18 protein-coding genes and 1 tRNA gene are annotated in these 17,785 nt (G+C 68.3%); 10 read left to right on the top strand and 9 right to left on the bottom strand.

The genetic code is table 11. The features are described from left to right. Positions 1-254: DUF1152 domain-containing protein (locus ABD371_RS32520; protein ID WP_344485185.1), on the bottom strand; the 254-nt coding region annotated here is incomplete at its 3' end. A gap of 194 nt (positions 255-448) precedes the next feature. Here ABD371_RS32520 and ABD371_RS32515 point away from each other — a divergent pair. Beyond that, the gene (locus ABD371_RS32515; protein WP_344485183.1) at positions 449-1,360 is read left to right on the top strand and encodes a trypsin-like serine peptidase; all 912 of its coding nucleotides are present in this window, start codon (positions 449-451) and stop codon (positions 1,358-1,360) included. Between the two features lie 26 nt (positions 1,361-1,386). On the opposite strand, the gene ABD371_RS32510 is transcribed toward ABD371_RS32515, so the two are convergent. Next, positions 1,387-1,818 carry a hypothetical protein gene (locus tag ABD371_RS32510; protein ID WP_344485180.1) on the bottom strand — a complete coding sequence of 144 codons (432 nt, stop codon included), beginning with the start codon at positions 1,816-1,818 and terminating at the stop codon, positions 1,387-1,389. A 128-nt stretch (positions 1,819-1,946) separates the two neighbouring features. On the opposite strand from ABD371_RS32510, the gene ABD371_RS32505 reads away from it, so the two are divergent. Together ABD371_RS32505 and ABD371_RS32500 are read left to right on the top strand one after the other, a co-directional pair. Beyond that, positions 1,947-2,579: a hypothetical protein gene (locus ABD371_RS32505; protein ID WP_344485177.1), complete on the top strand. Its 633-nt coding sequence runs from the start codon at positions 1,947-1,949 to the stop codon at positions 2,577-2,579. Positions 2,580-2,937: 358 nt separating this feature from the next. Then, positions 2,938-3,537, top strand: coding sequence for a hypothetical protein (locus ABD371_RS32500; RefSeq protein WP_344485174.1), 600 nt, complete (start codon positions 2,938-2,940; stop codon positions 3,535-3,537). Between the two features lie 332 nt (positions 3,538-3,869). Here the strand turns inward: ABD371_RS32500 and lepB are convergent, their stop codons facing one another. Continuing rightward, positions 3,870-4,484: a signal peptidase I gene (gene lepB / locus ABD371_RS32495; RefSeq protein WP_381735281.1), complete on the bottom strand. Its 615-nt coding sequence runs from the start codon at positions 4,482-4,484 to the stop codon at positions 3,870-3,872. Positions 4,485-4,768: 284 nt separating this feature from the next. Beyond that, positions 4,769-4,842 (bottom strand) — tRNA-Gly (locus ABD371_RS32490). A gap of 473 nt (positions 4,843-5,315) precedes the next feature. On the opposite strand from ABD371_RS32490, the gene dcd reads away from it, so the two are divergent. Beyond that, on the top strand, positions 5,316-5,891 hold the full coding sequence (dcd, locus tag ABD371_RS32485; protein ID WP_344485168.1) for a dCTP deaminase: 576 nt from the start codon (positions 5,316-5,318) through the stop codon (positions 5,889-5,891). Between the two features lie 2 nt (positions 5,892-5,893). Further along, positions 5,894-6,391, top strand: coding sequence for a phosphoribosyltransferase (locus tag ABD371_RS32480; protein WP_190120967.1), 498 nt, complete (start codon positions 5,894-5,896; stop codon positions 6,389-6,391). Positions 6,392-6,473: 82 nt separating this feature from the next. Here the strand turns inward: ABD371_RS32480 and ABD371_RS32475 are convergent, their stop codons facing one another. From ABD371_RS32475 to ABD371_RS32465, 3 genes are all read right to left on the bottom strand, one after another. After that, positions 6,474-7,433, bottom strand: a complete 960-nt coding sequence (locus ABD371_RS32475) for a Yip1 family protein (protein ID WP_344485164.1) — start codon at positions 7,431-7,433, stop codon at positions 6,474-6,476. A 155-nt stretch (positions 7,434-7,588) separates the two neighbouring features. Further along, entirely contained in the window at positions 7,589-9,865 is a 2,277-nt protein-coding gene (locus ABD371_RS32470) for a heterodisulfide reductase-related iron-sulfur binding cluster (protein WP_344485162.1), read from the bottom strand. Between the two features lie 126 nt (positions 9,866-9,991). After that, positions 9,992-10,540, bottom strand: a complete 549-nt coding sequence (locus ABD371_RS32465; RefSeq protein ID WP_344485160.1) for a sugar transferase — start codon at positions 10,538-10,540, stop codon at positions 9,992-9,994. Between the two features lie 258 nt (positions 10,541-10,798). Between ABD371_RS32465 and dnaK the strand changes: the two genes are divergently transcribed. From dnaK to ABD371_RS32445, 4 genes are all read left to right on the top strand, one after another. Continuing rightward, positions 10,799-12,649 carry a molecular chaperone DnaK gene (dnaK, locus tag ABD371_RS32460; protein WP_344485158.1) on the top strand — a complete coding sequence of 617 codons (1,851 nt, stop codon included), beginning with the start codon at positions 10,799-10,801 and terminating at the stop codon, positions 12,647-12,649. After that, positions 12,646-13,296 carry a nucleotide exchange factor GrpE gene (gene grpE / locus ABD371_RS32455; RefSeq protein WP_344485155.1) on the top strand — a complete coding sequence of 217 codons (651 nt, stop codon included), beginning with the start codon at positions 12,646-12,648 and terminating at the stop codon, positions 13,294-13,296. The genes dnaK and grpE overlap by 4 nt, the downstream gene beginning before the upstream one ends. A 111-nt stretch (positions 13,297-13,407) precedes the next feature. Then, on the top strand, positions 13,408-14,601 hold the full coding sequence (dnaJ, locus tag ABD371_RS32450) for a molecular chaperone DnaJ (RefSeq protein ID WP_344485152.1): 1,194 nt from the start codon (positions 13,408-13,410) through the stop codon (positions 14,599-14,601). A 1-nt stretch (position 14,602) separates the two neighbouring features. After that, positions 14,603-15,046 (top strand): heat shock protein transcriptional repressor HspR, encoded by a 444-nt coding sequence (locus ABD371_RS32445; protein WP_190120961.1) that lies wholly within the window; start codon positions 14,603-14,605, stop codon positions 15,044-15,046. A 420-nt stretch (positions 15,047-15,466) separates the two neighbouring features. Here the strand turns inward: ABD371_RS32445 and ABD371_RS32440 are convergent, their stop codons facing one another. Then, positions 15,467-16,450 (bottom strand): helix-turn-helix transcriptional regulator, encoded by a 984-nt coding sequence (locus ABD371_RS32440; protein ID WP_344485147.1) that lies wholly within the window; start codon positions 16,448-16,450, stop codon positions 15,467-15,469. Between the two features lie 395 nt (positions 16,451-16,845). Here ABD371_RS32440 and ABD371_RS32435 point away from each other — a divergent pair, with 395 nt between their 5' ends. Next, positions 16,846-17,166, top strand: a complete 321-nt coding sequence (locus ABD371_RS32435; protein ID WP_190120959.1) for a Rieske (2Fe-2S) protein — start codon at positions 16,846-16,848, stop codon at positions 17,164-17,166. 127 nt (positions 17,167-17,293) lie between these two features. Here the strand turns inward: ABD371_RS32435 and ABD371_RS32430 are convergent, their stop codons facing one another. Further along, positions 17,294-17,722 (bottom strand): pyridoxamine 5'-phosphate oxidase family protein, encoded by a 429-nt coding sequence (locus tag ABD371_RS32430; RefSeq protein WP_344485138.1) that lies wholly within the window; start codon positions 17,720-17,722, stop codon positions 17,294-17,296. Positions 17,723-17,785 lie beyond the last annotated feature (63 nt).

Raw genomic sequence — 17,785 nt, 5'->3', positions numbered from 1 at the left:
AACCCCGGCAGAGCCGACCCACCCGCCCCCACCACCTCACTCCCCGCCCCCACCGCCCACACATGCGGCGTCACCACCTCCAGCCCCCTGAAACCCCCCGCCCCCCGAGGCCCCGCCACCGCATCGACCGTCAACCGATCCCACGCATAGGTCAGCACCACCCCCGGCCCCTCGTCCCCGTACAGAGCCCCATCGACCATCACGGCGGCGACAGCGTCGCCACCTCCGCCGGCTGCCACGATCAATCGCGTCATTTTGGCATCGTATGGGGTGTTTGTGGATCCCTCATCGTGGAGTGAGCCGACCACTGGGCGCGTGTTCGCATATCCGTACACGCGTGTCACAGGACGTCGACAGCGACAACCGAACAGGCGGTTTCCCCGCTCCTGCGGTACGACACGGACAGCCCGTCCGATGCCCGCGCACGCCGACCGAGGAGTCACCTTCCATGCCCGAGACCTCAGCTCCCTCGATCTGGCAGTTCCGCGGCCGGACCGCAGGCCTCTTCGCGGCTGGTACGGTCCTCGCCCTCGCCGCCCCGGTCATGGTGACGGCCACACCCGCTCACGCCGCGCCCGACCCGGTCTCCGTCCTGAAGTACACCGCCAAGGAGCGCAAGGCCGCCCTCGCCCACTGGACACCCGCCCGTATCAAGGCCGTCGGCAAGTCCGTCGACCTCGGCCCGACCGGACCGAAGGCCAAGCCGTACCGGGGCACCCCCCTCAAGACCGTGGGACGCCTCTTCTTCATCAACGCCAACGGCGCCGACACCTGGTGCTCCGCCACCGCCGTGAAGAGCACCAACAAATCCGCCGTGATGACCGCCGCCCACTGCGTACGCCGGGGCTCCTCCCCCTACAACACCAACACCGACATGGTCTTCGTCCCCGGCTACCACAAGGGCAAGCAGCCCCACGGCGTCTTCGCCGTCCGCGCCGCCGCCACCCCGCGCACCTGGCAGAACGACTCCGTCAACGACATGGCCGCCCTGACCGTCGACCCCGACAAGAAGAACCGCGAACTCACCGACGTCGTCGGCTCCCAGGACATCGCCTTCAACCGCCCCGTCGGCGGCCCCGTCACCGCCCTCGGCTACCCCGCCACCAGCCCCCACCGCGGCGAAGAACTCCTCCACTGCGCCGGCACCGCCAAAAAAGAACACGGCACCCAAGTCATCCCCTGCACCCTGAGCGGCGGCGCCAGCGGCGGCCCCTGGTTCGCCGGCCTCAACACCACCACCGGCAAAGGCACCTTGATCTCGGTCAACTCCGCCCTCGACACCCTGCCCCCGACCAAGATGTACGGTGAGATCCTGGGAACCACGGCCAAGAAGGTCTACGACCGGGCCCAGCGCGCCTGAGACGGCAGCGGCGCGGGCCTTCCGGCTCACTCCGTGGGCGGGTCCGAGAAAGGGTCCGTGATATCGCCCCAAGCGAAGGTGTACTGATCCCGTGTGGCGTCATAGCCGACCGAAGCCCCCGGCCTCTTGAGGGCGAATCGCGCATGCAGCCATCCGTCCATGGCCAGCGCTGCCACCTCGGCCCGGTAGTCGCTCAAGGGGTAGGTGAGCGCTGTGACGCGGATGAGCGATCCCTCTGGGCGGAGCCTGCTCAGTGCCGGCGCGTTCAGTGAAACACCGAACGCCAGCCAGGCCGTGTCCTTCCAATGGAGCCCGGATTCCGGCAGGGCGAGCCAGATATTCTTGTAGATCTGAATGCCGTGTGCCGGAGCCTCTTCGAGCGAGTGCGCCCCGGCCCGCAGATTCGCTGCGAGCCCCTGTGCTCCTCGACGGAAACGGAACTTGAAATCCTCGGTCACGCCCGATCCTCAGTTCGTAAACTCCTACTCGACCACCCTCGGCACACCCGTACCACTCCTGCCGAATGGGCCGCCCGCAAGGACACCCCTCAACAGCGAACCCGCTTCATCCCGCGGCCGGCCCTGGAATGCGACGCGTGAACCACATCGGCAGCACGGACAGCAACACCACCGGAAAGTACCCCGGTTCGACCGTCACCACCGCGGCCCGCATCGTCACCGACGTCCTACAGCCGCGCAATGTCCTGCTCGCGGGCATGCCCGGGATCGGTCTGGCGGCAGCCGGTCACTGGACCGGCCTGCTGTGGGGCCTGCTCGGCGCCCTGTGCGCCGGGCTGATACCCGCCGGCTACATCGAATGGGAGCGCAAGCGAGGCACCTGGGGCGACCGCCATGTGGTCGATCGCACCCAGCGAGCGCCGATCTTCTTCGTCATCCTCGGTTCCATCGGCACCGGCTCGGTGCTCATGCTCCTCGGCGGGGCACCCCCGCCCATCCTGGTCGCGATGCTGGGCCTCTGGGCCATGACCATCGGGCTGCTCGCGATCAACACCGTCTGGAAGATCTCGGTGGACTCCGCCGTGGCCTCGGCAGTAGTTGCCCTGCTGGCCACAGTCCACTCGCCCTGGTGGCTGATCGCCTGCTCGCTCACGGCCGCCGTGTGCTGGTCCCGGGTCGCTCTGACCTACCACACGGTTGCCCAGACAGTCGCCGGAGCATCACTCGGCGCGGCCACCGCCGCCGCGTTCCTCTTCGTATGAGCCGCCGCCGGGCCGTCGCCCTGGACGACGTTCGGCGGTGCCGGGCTCGACGGCCCAGAGCTTGATCACTCCATCGCTGCGAATGCGCACCCTGCTGCCGCTGCTCCACACGGTCCTCGCGTCACCGAAACAGCGCCGACGGGAGTGGCTCCTCTTGACCGCTGTCGCATTTCTCTACGAGTGCCGGTTTTTCCGGTAATGCGGGAAGAGTTGCCCGCCGCTCTCTCGGAGGGGAATGACTGAAAGGGCCGCCGATCTCATCGCGAGTGCGAAGGCATCTGCAATGGAGGGTGGTTGATCCTTTTCGTGGTAGGGTCTTGATGAATTCACGGGGTGCCGCTATCAAAAGGGGAATAGTGTGAATACCGAGAAGGTTACGGCTCGACGTCTTACTGCCGAGGAGATTTCAGGCCTGGGCCTCCAGGACAGTATTTTCGTCTCGGCTGAGATGGATGGCCTTCCTCTCGACTGCTATGCCCCGGCTTTCCTGGTGGAGCCGGGTAAGAATTTTGAGGGAGGGTCCTTTGTCGCGAGGACAGTCTTCGGCGAGGAAATCCATGTCCTCCCGGGCGATGCCGAAGACAGCGGGATCTGGATCGCCGACAAGGCGGGGCAGGAAATCGAGGTCCTCCAGAGTGCCGGCGTCCTCATGAATCTCGCCCTCTTCGTTCCCAACGGGAACAAGGAGTCCCTGGATTCGCTCTACTCCGCCGCGCGGGACGCGTTCGGAGCGGGAGTCGTTCAGCGCTGGAGCGAGCAAGTCGTCGCGGTCCCCGACGTCAAGGTCGACCTGTACGAGGAGCCGGCCCGGGCGCGGAAGAACACCAACAGCCAGAACCGCGACCGCCGCGCCCTGGACATCTATCCGACTCGAGTGCGGTTCCTGGAGCCCAGCGAGGGCTGGAAGTTCGTCGTCGAACCGCACAAGGAGATCGTCGACGACACACCGACGATCTGACCCGACGGCCGCCCAGGGGGCACGTCGGAGACGCAGGTCCTCCTCTGGTAGCCAACTCGGTGGGGGTGCAGTGGCCTCCCGGTCGAGCGGCTGTTGTCAGCAACTCGATCAGACGTCTGACATGGCCGAGTGTGGCATATAGCCCGATATGGGGCCCCTCGAAAAGGAAACCACCCTCAAGTGGTCTAGATGACACGGAAGCCCCGGGCCGCTGGCCTGGGGCTTCTGCTTGGAGCGGATGACGAGAATCGAACTCGCGCTCTGAGCGCGATCGCGCCCTGGCTCACCGAGCCGCCGCTCCCGTCGGCCGCAACACAAATGCTCAAGATCGATTAGGCCCCGGGCCGCGGCGGCACAGCCGCGAGCGACCGCCGGGCACGCCGCCCGGCCGCGCGCCCTCCGATTCCCAGGCCGATCCCGACCAGGGTCAGCACGATCCCGAGGCCCCCGGGCGCCACCACCACCGCCGGCATGGTGGAACCCTTGTGCACTCGCCCGAGCACCCCGGAGGCCGCGACGCTGCCCGACTGCTTGCCGAGGAAGCATCGCGAGTCGTTCGAATTCCCCCGGTGATCGCCCAGCAGGAACAGCCGCCCGTCCGGCACCTTCACGTCGTACGGTCCGGTTGTCGGGTGCACTTCGCCGCGCATCACATACGGTTCGTCGACCGGCTTCCCGTTCACCGTGATCCGACTTCCGTCGCTCGCCACATGATCGCCGCCCATCCCAATGACCCGCTGCAGGGCCGGTCTGCCCTGATAGCGGTCGGGCACATGGACGAGTAGGACATCACCCCTGCGTATCCCGCCTGCGCCAATGCGCTCGATGACGAGCCGCTCGCCTGGGCGGTACGTGGGCTTCATCGCCTCACTCATGACGGTGGCCCCCTGGTAATTCGTGAAGAAGTACCCGATACCCCCCAGTGTCAGGACCAGCCCGAGGGGCACAAGTGCCCAGGCCGCGCGCTGCCCGCCCCCGCTGCCGCATGAACACCCCTTCTTTGAACCTTCCGAGGCCAAGCGGACCGGTAGAGGCTAAGTGGTCTCGGGGCGGGAACGCACCTTGCCTGAAGGGTCGGAGCTTGTCTCCTTGAGCTTCGTGCCCAGCTCGGCGACGATCACCGCCGCGTCGTCCGCAAACGATGGATCCCATTTCTCAGGATGTCCTGCGCCCAGCGGCGAATGGTCTAGACAACACGAAAGCCCCGGGCCGCTGGCCTGGGGCTTCTGCTTGGAGCGGGTGACGAGAATCGAACTCGCGCTCTGAGCTTGGGAAGCTCATGTTCTACCATTAAACTACACCCGCGCGAGGACCTGGATTCCCAGATCCGCAACGCCGATCACTCTACCCCATCCCCGCCCCCGGGCGTACGACGCTGCGCCGGCGAGGGGTCGATGGAGGGTGGATGGGGCGGCGAGGGGCGGGAGTTGGGGGCGTACGGTGGGGGCGGAGTGCCGGGGGTGGGGGTGGGGTGGGGATCCCCTAATGTGGGTGTTCGTCCGCATTTGTTGGGGAAGGGGCTGGATGGACTTGATGGAACGTACCGTCGTCCGCTGTGCCGAGGGGCATGTTTTCGCTACCGCTTCGTTTCCGATGCAGCAGCTCGGGGCCGGGCGGATTGGGCCCGGGCGGTTGATTCGGTGCCCGAGGTGTGCGCGGTTGCGGAGTGCGGTGCCGGTGGTGCGGGAGAAGCGGTAGTGGCTCGGCGGAGGTGAGGATGGGGCGCGCGGGGCTGTCCGAGTTAGGGCGGGTCCGCGTGCTCTGCGTATCCTCGGGGGGTGCTTCTCTCAGACAAGGACATCCGGGCCGAGATCGACGCCGGTCGGGTGCGCATCGACCCGTTCGACGATTCCATGGTGCAGCCCTCGAGCATCGATGTGCGGCTGGACCGCTATTTTCGGGTGTTCGAGAACCACCGCTACCCCCATATCGACCCAGCGGTCGAGCAGGCCGACCTCACACGGACGGTCGAACCCGAGGGCGACGAGGCGTTCATCCTCCACCCCGGGGAGTTCGTTCTGGCGTCGACCTACGAGGTCATCGGGCTGCCCGACGACATCGCGTCGCGGCTGGAGGGAAAGAGTTCCCTCGGGCGGCTCGGGCTGGTCACCCATTCGACGGCCGGCTTCATCGACCCGGGTTTCTCCGGGCATGTGACGCTGGAGCTGTCGAACCTGGCGACGCTGCCGATCAAGCTCTGGCCGGGTATGAAGATCGGCCAGCTCTGCATGTTCCGGCTGAGCTCGCCCGCGGAATTCCCGTACGGGAGTGAGCGGTACGGATCCCGTTATCAGGGACAGCGCGGGCCGACCGCTTCGCGCTCGTTCATGAATTTCCACCGGACGCAGGTGTGAGCATGAGTGATGTACGAGAGAACCTGACGTACGACAGGTTCGGCGGCGCGATCCGTGAGCTGGCGCAGACGATCGCGGACGACGGGTACGAGCCGGACATCGTCCTCTCCATCGCGCGCGGCGGGGTCTTTGTCGCCGGTGGGCTGGCGTACGCGCTGGACTGCAAGAACATCCATCTGGTGAATGTGGAGTTCTACACCGGGGTGGGGACCACGCTGGAGATGCCGGTCATGCTGGCACCGGTGCCCAACGCGATCGACTTCTCGGACAAGAAGGTCCTCATCGCCGACGATGTCGCCGACACGGGGAAGACCCTGAAGCTGGTCCACGACTTCTGTGTCGACCATGTCGCCGAAGTGCGCTCCGCGGTCATCTACGAGAAGTCGCACTCGCTGGTGAAGTGCGAGTACGTGTGGAAGCGCACCGACGAGTGGATCAATTTCCCCTGGAGTGTGGAGAAGCCCGTCGTCCGCAGGTCCGGACAGGTTCTCGACGCCTGACCCAGGAGCACGGAATACGGAATACGGAGTGCGAAAGGGCCCCGCTGCCGGAGCAGCGGGGCCCTTTCCATGTTCAGAGGGGTCAGATCGTGCCCAGCTTGATGATCGAGAGCAGGGCGATCAGCTGGATGGCCGAAGCGCCCAGCGCCTTCGGCCAGGGCAGGTCGTGGGACTTGCCGACCATCACGGTGAAGAGTGCGCCGGCCGCCAGCCAGGTCATCCAGCCGACGACCTGGACCAGGGCGTTCTCGCCGCCGAGGAACATGGCGAAGAGGAGCCGGGGCGCGTCGGTGATCGACATGAGGAGCATGGAGAAGCCGACCGTGGGCTGCCAGGCACCGGTGCCGCTGAGCTGGCGGGCCAGGGTGTGGGTGACCGCGCCGAGGATCAGACCGCCGATGACGAAGGCGACGCCGGTGGTCAGGACGTAGGGGATCGCCGAGGAGATCGTCGCGTTGATGGTCTCTTCGCGCGCCTTGTCGAAGCCGAAGATCGCGAGCATGCCGTAGACGAAGGTGATCGCCAGGGCGGGGCCCCACACCGCGTAGTCCCGCATCTGCCCGAACGTCACGGCCGGGCGCAGCACCATTCCGCTCAGCAGCTGCTTCCAGGGCAGCCTGGGACCGGCGGGCGGCGCGGGGGCGTCACCGGCCTGGTAGGTCGCGCCCTGGCCGTAGGGGTCGTCCACGCGGAACGCCTGGGTGTGGCCGGGGTTGTTCGCGTACGGGTCGTGGCGCGGGCCGTTCGCGTACGGAGCGGGGCCCGGGGCGGTCGCGTACGGGTCGTGGGCTGGGGCCTGGCCGGGGTACGGGGGTTGCCGCGGGGGCTGCTGTTGCTGATACGGGTCGCCGAAGTACTCCGGTTCGTCCCGCTGGGGTCCACCGCGATGGCCGCCGCCCGGCGGCTGGGGCCACGGGGGCGGCTGCTGTTGGGTGTGCGGAGGTGCCGCACGGCCGCCGCCACCGTGCGGGGGCGGTGCCTGCCGCGGTTGCTGCTGCTGCGTGCGGTTGTCCCGGCCGCGTCCGATCCTGAATCCAGCCACGTTGTCGAACGTACCCGCTCGGGCCCGGTCCAGTACCGGCGGGCCCGGGTGGAAGGCCCTTTGCCGCAGAGCTGTGACATCCCCTAAGGGGAGCCCCGAGCCCGTCCCGTACGGGAGGACGGCGGGGGCTCCCCTCGGGGTACCGCGTTCGTCGGCTACCGCGCGGGCTCCGGTTCGGTGGTCGGCGCCGGGTCCGGGGCCGGGTCGGCCGGAGGGGTGCGCACCGAGTCGAGGAGGAGCTGTGCCACGTCCACGACCTGGAGGCTCTCCTTCGCCTGGCCGTCGTTCTTCTTGCCGTTGACCGAGTCGGTGAGCATCACCAGGCAGAACGGGCAGGCGGTGGAGACGATGTCGGGGTTGAGGGAGAGCGCCTCGTCGACCCGCTCGGTGTTGATGCGCTTGCCGATCCGCTCCTCCATCCACATCCGCGCGCCGCCCGCGCCGCAGCAGAAGCCGCGCTCCTTGTGGCGGTGCATCTCCTGCTGGCGCAGGCCCGGGACGGCGGACATGATCTCGCGCGGCGGGGTGTAGACCTTGTTGTGGCGGCCCAGGTAGCAGGGGTCGTGGTAGGTGATCAGGCCCTCGACCGGTGTCACCGGGACCAGCCGGCCCTCGTCGATCAGATGCTGGAGGAGCTGGGTGTGGTGGATGACCTCGAACTCGCCGCCGAGCTGCGGGTACTCGTTGGCGATGGTGTTGAAGCAGTGCGGGCAGGTGGCGACGATCCGCTTGGCGGTCTTCGGCTTGCGGGTCGACTCGTCCTCGTCATCCTCGCCGAAGGCCATGTTCAGCATCGCCACGTTCTCCTGGCCGAGCTGCTGGAAGAGCGGCTCATTGCCCAGCCGGCGGGGTGAGTCGCCGGTGCACTTCTCCTCGCCGCCCATGATCGCGAACTTCACGCCCGCGATGTGGAGCAGTTCGGCGAAGGCCTTGGTGGTCTTCTTGGCCCGGTCCTCCAGCGCGCCGGCGCAGCCGACCCAGTAGAGGTAGTCGACCTCGGTGAGGTCCTCGACGTCCTGGCCGACGATCGGGACCTCGAAGTCGACCTCCTTGGTCCACTCGACGCGCTGCTTCTTCGCCAGGCCCCAGGGGTTGCCCTTCTTCTCCAGGTTCTTGAGCATCGTGCCCGCCTCGGAGGGGAACGCGGACTCGATCATCACCTGGTAGCGGCGCATGTCGACGATGTGGTCGATGTGCTCGATGTCGACCGGGCACTGCTCGACGCACGCGCCGCAGGTGGTGCAGGACCACAGCACGTCCGGGTCGATGACCCCGTTCTCCTCCAGGGTGCCGATCAGCGGGCGCTCGGCCTCCGCCAGGGCGGCGGCGGGCACGTCCTTCAGCGCCTCGGCGGACGCCTTCTCCTCGCCCTCCATCGTCTTGCCGCCGCCGGCCAGCAGATAGGGGGCCTTGGCGTGCGCGTGGTCGCGCAGGGACATGATCAGGAGCTTGGGGGAGAGGGGCTTGCCGGTGTTCCAGGCGGGGCACTGGGACTGGCAGCGGCCACACTCGGTGCAGGTGGAGAAGTCGAGGATGCCCTTCCAGGAGAAGTGCTCGACCTGGGAGGCGCCGAAGACGGCCTCCTCGCCCTCGTCGTCGAAGACCGTCTCGAAGTCGATCTCCTTGCCGCCCGAGGTCATCGGCTGGAGCGCGCCGAGCGCGGTGGCCCCGTCGGCGTTCCGCTTGAACCAGATGTTGGGGAAGCCGAGGAAGCGGTGCCAGGCGACGCCCATGTTGGTGTTGAGCGAGACCGTGATCATCCAGATCAGCGAGGTGCCGATCTTCACCATGGCGGTGAAGTAGATCCAGGTCTGGAGGGTGCTGGTGGCCAGCCCGTCGAAGAGCAGGACCAGGGGGTACGAGACGAAGTACGCGGCCTGGTAGCCGTCGATGTGGTGGATCGCGCCCTCGAGTCCGCGCAGGACGAGGATGGCGAGGCCGATGGTGAGGATGATGTATTCGACGAAGTAGGCCTGCCAGGCCTTGGAGCCCGCGAAGCGCGATTTGCGGCCGGCTCGGGAGGGCAGGTTCAGCAGCCGGATCCCGATCAGGACGAGGATGCCCACCACGGTCATCAGGCCGATGAACTCGATGTACATCTCGAAGGGGACGAAGCCGCCGATGACCGGGAGCGTCCAGTCCGCCCGGAAGAGCTGGCCGTAGGCCTGGGCCAGGGTGGGCGGCAGGGTGAGGAAGCCGATCGCGACGAACCAGTGCGCGAAGCCGACGATGCCCCAGCGGTTCATCCGGGTGTGGCCGAGGAACTCCTTGGCCAGGGTGATCGTTCGCTGCCTCGGGCTGTCGGTGCGGCTGCCCGCGGGCACGGGTTGGCCGAGCCGGACGAACCGGTAGATCTCCGCGACGGCTCGGGCGATGAGCGCGACGCCGACCACGGTCAGGACCAGCGACACGACGATCGCGGCGAGTTGCATTTCTGGCTCCTCAGGCCTGCGAGGTGGGGACCATCGACACTACTAAGCGGTAACTTAATCAGTCCGTGCTGAGGCTACCCACCTTTTTCGCCGCACTGTAGCCACGCGGCCGGTGATCTGTGTCGCTCAGGCGACCCTTCGTGCGGAGGGCGCGGGCGTACGCCCCCGGAGCGCCGCCGGGAGGGTGCGCGCCAGGATCACCAGATCGAGGCCCAGCCAGTGGGCCTCCACATAGTGCGGATCGAGTACGGCCATCTCGTCCCAGGGCAGTCCGGAGCGCCGGCCGGTCTGCCACAGGCCGGTGATCCCGGGGCGTACTGACCGCCCGGCGCGGGCCGGGCCGGTGACGGCCGCCGCCCGGGCCGGGGTGAGCGGACGCGGGCCGACCAGGGACATCTCGCCCCGGACGACATTGATCAGCTGGGGCAGACAGTCGAGGAAGTGGCGGTGCAGCAGCCGTCCGACCCGGGTCGCGGGGGCGGTGCGGAAGGTCAGCATCGAGAACGGGCGTCCGCCGAGGCCGGCCCGCTCCCGGCGGACGAGGACGGGTCCTCGGGAGGAGAGGGCGACCGCCGCCGCGAGGGCCAGCAGCAGCGGGGTCAGCAGGAGCAGCAGTGCGACGCCGGCCGCGAGGTCGAAGGCCCGCTTGGCGGGGGAGGAGGCGGACATCGCCATGGGCTCTCGACCGCAATCAATGTCGAACTGGTGCGTTTCACGCCATTGCGGGCATCACTCTTACAGAAGCACCGCGTCCGGCGGTGCTCCGCCGCGCAGGTGGCCCGCTGGGCGCGCCCCGGTCGCCCCGGGGGGCTCCAGGTGCGGATAAGCGGGGGATAAAAGTTGAGTGGGGTTGACTCAGCTCTGTTGACTCCGGGAGGGGTCTCGTGCATCCTTGAGTCAGATCCACTCAAGTAGTCAGCTGGAGGAATTGACATGGCACGTGCGGTCGGCATCGACCTGGGCACGACCAACTCGGTCGTCAGCGTTCTGGAGGGCGGCGAGCCCACCGTCATCACCAACGCCGAGGGCGCCAGGACCACGCCGTCCGTCGTCGCCTTCGCGAAGAACGGCGAGGTGCTGGTCGGCGAGGTCGCCAAGCGCCAGGCCGTCACCAACGTCGACAGGACCATCCGGTCGGTCAAGCGCCACATGGGCACCGACTGGAAGATCGAGATCGACGGCAAGAACTTCAACCCGCAGCAGATGAGCGCCTTCATCCTGCAGAAGCTGAAGCGCGACGCCGAGGCGTACCTGGGCGAGAAGGTCGCGGACGCGGTCATCACCGTCCCGGCGTACTTCAACGACTCCGAGCGCCAGGCCACCAAGGAGGCCGGTGAGATCGCGGGCCTCAACGTCCTGCGCATCGTCAACGAGCCGACCGCGGCCGCCCTGGCCTACGGCCTGGACAAGGACGACCAGACCATCCTGGTCTTCGACCTCGGTGGCGGCACCTTCGACGTCTCGCTGCTGGAGATCGGCGACGGCGTCGTCGAGGTGAAGGCCACCAACGGCGACAACCACCTCGGTGGCGACGACTGGGACCAGCGTGTCGTCGACTACCTGGTGAAGCAGTTCGCCAACGGTCACGGCGTGGACCTGTCCAAGGACAAGATGGCCCTCCAGCGTCTGCGCGAGGCCGCCGAGAAGGCGAAGATCGAGCTGTCCTCCTCCACGGAGACCTCGATCAACCTGCCGTACATCACGGCCTCCGCCGAGGGCCCGCTGCACCTGGACGAGAAGCTCACCCGCGCCCAGTTCCAGCAGCTGACCGCGGACCTGCTGGACCGCTGCAAGACGCCGTTCCAGAACGTCATCAAGGACGCGGGCATCGCCCTCGCCGAGATCGACCACGTGGTCCTCGTCGGCGGCTCCACCCGGATGCCCGCCGTCGCCGAGCTCGTCAAGGAGCTGACCGGCGGCAAGGAGGCCAACAAGGGTGTGAACCCGGACGAGGTCGTCGCCATCGGCGCCTCGCTCCAGGCCGGTGTCCTCAAGGGCGAGGTCAAGGACGTCCTGCTCCTCGACGTCACCCCGCTGTCCCTCGGCATCGAGACCAAGGGCGGCATCATGACCAAGCTGATCGAGCGCAACACCACGATCCCGACCAAGCGCTCGGAGATCTTCACCACGGCCGAGGACAACCAGCCGTCCGTGCAGATCCAGGTCTACCAGGGCGAGCGCGAGATCGCGGCGTACAACAAGAAGCTCGGCATGTTCGAGCTGACCGGTCTGCCGCCGGCCCCGCGCGGGGTCCCGCAGATCGAGGTCGCCTTCGACATCGACGCCAACGGCATCATGCACGTGGCCGCGAAGGACCTCGGCACCGGCAAGGAGCAGAAGATGACCGTCACCGGCGGCTCCTCGCTGCCGAAGGACGAGGTCGACCGGATGCGCCAGGAGGCCGAGCAGTACCAGGAGGAGGACCACCGCCGCCGTGAGGCCGCCGAGACGCGGAACCAGGGCGAGCAGCTGGTCTACCAGACGGAGAAGTTCCTCAAGGACAACGAGGACAAGGTTCCGGCCGATGTGAAGACCGAGGTCGAGACCGTCATCGTCGAGCTGAAGGAGAAGCTCAAGGGCGAGGACGTCGCGGAGATCCGCACGGCCACCGAGAAGGTCGCGGCCGTCTCGCAGAAGCTGGGCCAGGCGATGTACGCCGACGCGCAGCAGCCCGCGGGCGACGCCCAGGGTGACGCCGGGGCCGGCCAGGCCAAGGCCGACGACGATGTCGTGGACGCCGAGATCGTCGACGACGAGAAGGACTCCAAGGGTGGTGCCGCGTGACGGAGGAGACTCCGGGGTTCGAAGAGAAGCCCGACGTCCCTTCCGGCGCCACATCTGACGACGCCGCCGCCGCCGAGTCCGCCGACTCCTCCGAGAAGGAGGGCAAGGCGGCCCCGGCAGGGGACGAAGCGAAGGTCATCGGTCTGACCGCGGAGCTGGACCAGGCTCGTACGGCGCTCAATGAGCGCACCGGCGACCTCCAGCGGCTCCAGGCCGAGTATCAGAACTACCGCCGCAGGGTGGAGCGGGACAGGGTCACGGTCAAGGAGATCGCCACGGCGAATCTGCTGGCCGAGCTGCTGCCCGTGCTGGACGACATCGGGCGGGCCCGGGAACACGGGGAGCTGGTGGGCGGCTTCAAGTCGGTCGCCGAGTCCCTGGAGACCGCTGCCGCCAAGATGGGCCTCCAGCAGTTCGGCAAGGAGGGCGAGCCCTTCGACCCGACGATCCACGAGGCGCTGATGCACAGTTACGCCCCTGATGTCACCGAGACCACATGCGTCGCGGTGCTTCAGCCGGGGTATCGCATCGGCGAGCGGACCATCCGGCCCGCCAGGGTCGCGGTGGCCGAGCCTCAGCCGGGCGCCACGCCCGGCAAGGACGAGGCCGCGGACGACGAAGAGAGCGGTGGCCCCGAAGAGGGCTGACGCGAGTCAGGCGAGGAACGGCCGGGAGTGTCTCCCGGGGGGCTTCCGGGAGACACTCCCGGAAGCCCTTCGGGGGACCACCCCGGAAACCGTCCGGAAGGAGGGATGTCGATGAGTACGAAGGACTTCGTCGAGAAGGACTACTACAAGGTTCTCGGCGTCCCCAAGGACGCCACCGAGGCCGAGATCAAGAAGGCGTACCGGAAGCTCGCCCGCGAGTTCCACCCGGACGCCAACAAGGGCGACGCCAAGGCGGAGGAGCGCTTCAAGGAGATCTCCGAGGCCAATGACATCCTCGGCGACCCCAAGCGCCGCAAGGAGTACGACGAGGCCCGTGCCCTCTTCGGCAACGGCGGCTTCAGGGCCGGTCCCGGCGGGGCCGGCGGCGGCAACTTCAACTTCGACCTGGGCGACCTCTTCGGCGGTCCCCAGGGCGGCGGGCAGGGCGGCCCCGGGGCCGGCGGCTTCGGCGGCGGGCTCGGCGATGTCTTCGGCGGCCTCTTCAACCGGGGCGCGGGCCCGGCGGGCCCCCGCACCCAGCCCCGGCGCGGCCAGGACGTCGAGTCCGAGGTCACGCTCAGCTTCACCGAAGCGGTCGACGGGGCCACCGTCCCGCTGCGGATGTCCAGTTCGGCCGCGTGCAAGGCCTGCTCCGGCACCGGCGACAAGAACGGCACGCCCCGCGTCTGCCCGACCTGTGTCGGCACCGGCCAGGTCTCGCGCGGCGGCAGCGGATCCTTCTCGCTGACCGACCCGTGCGTGGAGTGCAAGGGCCGCGGCCTGATCGCACAGGACCCCTGCGAGGTCTGCAAGGGCAGCGGGCGCGCCCGTTCCTCGCGCACCATGCAGGTCAGGATCCCGCCGGGCGTCTCCGACGGCCAGCGGATCCGGCTGCGCGGCAAGGGCGCGCCGGGCGAGCGCGGCGGACCGGCCGGCGACCTCTATGTCGTCGTCCATGTCGGCGAGCACCCGGTCTTCGGCCGCAAGGGCGACAACCTCACCGTCACCGTGCCCGTCAGCTACACCGAGGCGGTCCTCGGCGGCGAGGTGCGGGTGCCCACCCTGGGCGGACCCGCCGTCACCCTCAAGCTGCCCCCCGGCACCCCCAACGGCCGGACCATGCGCGCCCGCGGCAAGGGAGCGGTCCGCAAGGACGGCACCCGTGGCGATCTGCTCGTCACCGTCGAGGTCGCGGTCCCCAAGGAACTGAGCGACAAGGCGAAGGAAGCGCTGGAGGCCTACCGCGAAGCCATCGCGGAGGAGGACCCGCGGGCCGAGCTGTTCCAGGCCGCGAAGGGAGCATGACATGGACGGAAGGCGTCGCAACCCCTACGAGCTGACCGATGAGTCGCCGGTGTATGTGATTTCGGTGGCGGCTCAGCTCTCCGGTCTGCATCCGCAAACTTTGCGGCAGTACGACCGGCTGGGGCTGGTCTCTCCCGGCCGCACCGCCGGCCGGGGGCGGCGCTACTCCGCCCGTGACATCGAGCTGCTGCGTACCGTGCAGCAGCTGTCGCAGGACGAAGGCATCAATCTCGCCGGGATCAAGCGGATCATCGAGCTGGAACACCAGGTCGCGGCCCTTCAGTCCCGGGTCGCCGAGCTGTCGGCGGCGGTCGAGAGCGCGGCGGTCGCCATCCAGCAGCGCGAGGCCCAGGTGCACGCCTCCTACCGGCGCGATCTCGTGCCGTACCAGGATGTGCAGCAGGCCAGTGCGCTGGTGGTGTGGCGGCCCAAGCGCGGCGAATAGCCCGCACGGGCTCCTGCCCCGGCCCCGGACTCCCGGGCACCTGCCCCCCGAGTCCCATGGCCGGGTGCCCGAGCACCGGAATCGGCCTCCGTGGCGCGGTTGGTCGCGTCCCGGGCGGGCCGGCGGCGCTCCGCGCGCCCTTTCCTGAGTACCGGCTGTGAGCCGCGCGGCGGCCCGCTCCGCCGCGTACCGCGCTCGCGAGCGGCTCCGGGGCGGACCGGAGCGCGACAGACCGTCAGACGCCCGTAAGGGGCTCCGGCGGTCCAAGGACTACACATCGCCCCCGGCGCGAGCGCGCCGGGGGCGATGGTTTCCGGTCGTTTCCGGACGGCCGTCCGGTTCTTGGTGCGACAAACGCCCCGGAGAGCGCCCGGAGGACGCCAGGGGACGCCAGGGGACGTCAGGGAAGGTCCGGGAAGGTCAGGAGTCGCGCTCCAAGAGCTTCGACTGCGCGATCAGATACCCCAACTGGGTACGGCTGCCGCTGCCCAGCGAGGATCCCAGCTTGGCGATATGGGCCCGGCAGGTACGGACGTTCATGCCCAGACGCCGGGCGATCGCCTCATCGACATGCCCCTCCACCAGCAGCTTCGCGATGGAACGCTGCACCCCGGTGATGCCGCCCAGATCCGGCCCGTAGGAGACCGGCTCCTCCCAGGGCAGCCCGTGCAGCCAGAACTGCTCGAAGACCCCGACGAGATACTCCACGATCCCCTTGTGCCGCAGCTCCAGCGCCGACAGCCGGTCGCTGCTCGCCGGGATGAAGGCGACCCTGCGGTCCACGATGATCAGCCGGTCGATTATCTCCTCCAGCGTCCGCACCTCCACGCCCGACGGCCCCACCTGCTCCATATAGGCGAGCGTCGCCGGATGGTGCCTGGCGGTGTGCTGGTAGAGCGTCCGCATCCGTACGCCCCGCTCGATCAGCGGCTCCACCCTGCGCAGCGCCTTCTCCAGGATGTGCGGCTGCCGGCCGCTGCCCGGCTGGACGGTGAGCAGCTCCTCCGTGCAGTCCGCGGTGACCTGGTCGAGGGTCGCGTTGATGCGGTTGAGACCTTCCAGGACGGTTACACCCTGGGGCGCGGTGGAATTCTGAGCGGTGAACGCCATGAATGGCTCAAGAGCGTCGGTCAGAGCGACAGTACGTCGCCTTCGCTCTTGGATCTCCCGCTCAATGGGGTGTATCAGCTGTGTCAGCGCTGTGGTCGGAGGCACCGGACGGAGCCACTGCGCGTCGTCGGGATCCGGGTGCAGCAGGGCGAGATCGAAGAGGCAAGGCATGGGTTCCGCCTCCGACCGGGCGATTCGTCCGGTACGAAGAGCGGTGATGTACAGACTTTTCCCAGCCTCGCACAGCTCGCCGTCTGCATGAGGGTGTCCGAATTCGCCCTCGTTAGACGTCATATGCACCCCCTCAGGCTCCTGCATTACAGGAACATGATGCCTGCCGTCGCTGGTGCAAGCGTTCGGAGTGAGACATCGTCTTATGCGCGGGGGAGGAGGATTGATCAAAAGAGGTGGAGATCACCCATGTCTAGGACGCTACGTGCTCTTTGTGCTCTTGCCATAGCGGCTGCCGCGCTCGGCGTGGGAGCCTCCGGTGAGCCCTCCTGGGGTAGCTCTCCTGCCGACAAGGTGGCGGGGGCCCAGGGTGAGCCTTCATGGGGACTCAGTGGTGAACCTTCGTGGGGGTCCGCTCCCGTGGAGACGATCGCAGTCGGACACGGTGAGCCCTCCTGGGGTTTCGCGACGACCGGTGAGCCCTCCTGGGGAGTCCCTTCGACCAACGGCACAGAAGCATGACCGTTCCTCCGGACGACCGGGTCTTCCGGCGTGAGATGGCTACGGCGTACCGCTCGGGGTGGCACTTCATCGACCTCGTCACGGCAATCCCCCACCGTGGCGACTCGTTGATGGTCACTCTGTTCGGCGAGCCGATCGTCGTGGCGCGCGAGGAGGACGAGGACGTCCGAGCGTATCGGTGCCTTCGCAGGCCCCGTGGCGCGCCGCAGCCCGTCCGATGCGCGATCCGCTACGGAATGATTTTCGTCAACCTGGACCAGCGCGACCACCAGATGGTCGAGCCCGATACCACCACCGCCACCCCCCGCAGTGCTTGAGCGATTCCCCCGTCGTTCCAAATCGCTCGAGCGCTTCCCCCACACAGCGGCGTCATCGCGGACCTGAAACGCGATGGCGCCGCTGTGCTTTTCCCGTTTTGCGCGGGGCCGGCCGGGCCGCCGCCGCTCAGTCGCGTGAGATGCCGGGCCCCCGGCCGGTCGCCCGGTCCACCGCGATCTCGATGACCACCCGCTCGGGATTGGGCGCGGGCGTCCGCTCGTACCGCTCCGCGTAGCGGCGTACGGCGTCGGCCACCCGCTCCGCGTCGGTGATCACCCGCGCGCGGCCCTCCAGCGTCGCCCAGCGCGCCCGGTCGACCTGGCAGACGGCCACCCGGGCGCCGCCCTCGCCGTCGGCCGCGCGCAGGATGTTCGCGACCTTTCGGGTGGTTCTGCTGGTGATCACCCGTGCCGTGCGCGTCTCGGGGTCGTAGGTCACTCCCACCGGGACCACGTGCGGGCTGCCGTCCGGCCGCAGAGTGGTCAGGGTGGACAGATGGCGCTCACGCCAGAACGCGAGGAAAGCGGGGCCGAAGCGGCCCACATCCGAAGTCATACCGTCAGCGTAATTGCGGCTGCCAACGGCGAAGGCGGGGATCCCGACCCGGATGGCGCAAGA

Origin of the sequence: Streptomyces amakusaensis (assembly GCF_039532665.1) — a bacterium.
GTDB classification, from domain to species: domain Bacteria; phylum Actinomycetota; class Actinomycetes; order Streptomycetales; family Streptomycetaceae; genus Streptomyces; species Streptomyces amakusaensis.
Note: the sequence above shows the minus strand (reverse complement) of the source record. Positions and strands in the feature narration are given on the sequence as shown.

What these genes read in the sequence shown, in the direction of transcription:
- ABD371_RS32515 (WP_344485183.1), top strand. Translation starts at nt 449, where the DNA reads ATGCCCGAGACCTCAGCTCCCTCGATCTGGCAGTTCCGCGGCCGGACC.
- ABD371_RS32505 (WP_344485177.1), top strand. Translation starts at nt 1,947, where the DNA reads ATGCGACGCGTGAACCACATCGGCAGCACGGACAGCAACACCACCGGA.
- ABD371_RS32480 (WP_190120967.1), top strand. Translation starts at nt 5,894, where the DNA reads ATGAGTGATGTACGAGAGAACCTGACGTACGACAGGTTCGGCGGCGCG.
- ABD371_RS32470 (WP_344485162.1), bottom strand. Translation starts at nt 9,865, where the DNA reads ATGCAACTCGCCGCGATCGTCGTGTCGCTGGTCCTGACCGTGGTCGGC.
- ABD371_RS32465 (WP_344485160.1), bottom strand. Translation starts at nt 10,540, where the DNA reads ATGGCGATGTCCGCCTCCTCCCCCGCCAAGCGGGCCTTCGACCTCGCG.
- dnaK (WP_344485158.1), top strand. Translation starts at nt 10,799, where the DNA reads ATGGCACGTGCGGTCGGCATCGACCTGGGCACGACCAACTCGGTCGTC.
- dnaJ (WP_344485152.1), top strand. Translation starts at nt 13,408, where the DNA reads ATGAGTACGAAGGACTTCGTCGAGAAGGACTACTACAAGGTTCTCGGC.
- ABD371_RS32445 (WP_190120961.1), top strand. Translation starts at nt 14,603, where the DNA reads ATGGACGGAAGGCGTCGCAACCCCTACGAGCTGACCGATGAGTCGCCG.
- ABD371_RS32440 (WP_344485147.1), bottom strand. Translation starts at nt 16,450, where the DNA reads ATGACGTCTAACGAGGGCGAATTCGGACACCCTCATGCAGACGGCGAG.
- ABD371_RS32435 (WP_190120959.1), top strand. Translation starts at nt 16,846, where the DNA reads ATGACCGTTCCTCCGGACGACCGGGTCTTCCGGCGTGAGATGGCTACG.
- ABD371_RS32430 (WP_344485138.1), bottom strand. Translation starts at nt 17,722, where the DNA reads ATGACTTCGGATGTGGGCCGCTTCGGCCCCGCTTTCCTCGCGTTCTGG.